The 1,347-nt window shown below is 42.7% G+C and carries 1 protein-coding gene; it reads left to right on the top strand.

Annotated elements, in window-relative coordinates:
* On the top strand, positions 1–1,347 hold a 1,347-nt coding region (locus ACWU4D_RS16705), incomplete at both ends, for a hypothetical protein (protein WP_456052587.1).

Genomic DNA, 1,347 nt, shown 5'->3' with positions numbered 1-1,347 from the left:
TGAAGGTTTAGAAACAGAATCAGTTGCCGACGACCTTGATGCGGGACTGCTTGATGAAAGCATCGATTTAGACAGTGACGACGAAACTTCTGTCGAAGGTGACCTTGACTTATCTGATGATGAAGAGGCAGAGCCAGAATCAGTTGCCGAAGACCTCGATGCGGGACTGCTTGATGAAAGCATCGATTTAGACAGTGACGACGAAACTTCTGTCGAAGATGACCTTAATTTTGACTTATCTGATGAAGAGGCAGAGTCAGAATCAGTTGCCGACGACCTTGATACGGGACTGCTTGATGAAAGTGTTGATCTAGATAGTGAAGCCGATTTCTCTTTAGAGGATGTCGCGGATTTAGCAAGTGCCGAAGAAACGAATCTAGATGAAGAGATTGAACTTGAGATATCAGATGATGAAAGCTTAGATCCTGAATTGGAATCTGGTGAAGTTGATTCTGAATTACGTGATGACATAACTGATCTAAGCAGTGAAGACGAATCCAACTTAGATGCAGAACTTGCTCGTGACCCAGAACAAGGTGAGAGTTTAGAAGAGGAAACGGAACTAAAAGTTGATGATCTCGATACCACGCATCGCGATGATATTATTGATACAGTCGTTGCAGAGTCAGTTGATGAAGAAGAAGTCGAAACTGCATTAGATGTAGAAGACCCAACAGCAATAGAAGAGCTTGAACCTGTTGCTGACGATCTTGAGGAAAAGTCGGATAGTGAAGAGCAGCAGTCGGATGAGGCCCCATCGACGAATGAAAGTCAATTCGATGAACCCACAGAGCTAGAGGCGACCGCTGACGAATTTGATAGTGATGAATTTGTTAAGGATTTAGAGAATAGCTATCCTGACGCGGACCCGTTACTTGATGAGATTGATTTTGAAGCCGAGCCTGATGAACCTGAAGTTATTGGCGATGCGATTGATATTGACGATGTCACTGAACTTAGTTCCGATATTCAACCTTCTGAAATCGTAGAGAAAAGTGGTCAAGGCAGTATACCTGAAGCCGTTGAAAATGAGTTTGGTGTACCACAAGACGATGATTGGGGTAGTGTTGAACCCGAGCTGTCGATTGATTCAGAAGAAAGCGTTCAAGCAGATTCTAGTCAAGCATCGTTAGGTCATGAAGATGAGGCTTCATCACAAACAACCACCAATTTGGATGTTGAAGAAACCACAGAAACTTCAGATGATCACCAAGATTCTTTAGATACATCGCTTGACGAAGTGTCTGAGTCAACATTTGATGGTACAGAAACAGAAACAGAAACAGAAACAGAAACAGAAACAGAAACAGAAACAGAAACAGAAACAGAAACAGAAACAGAAACAGA

It is taken from the genome of Vibrio phycocola, assembly GCF_053850235.1.
This window is presented reverse-complemented; position numbering and strand designations above follow the sequence as displayed.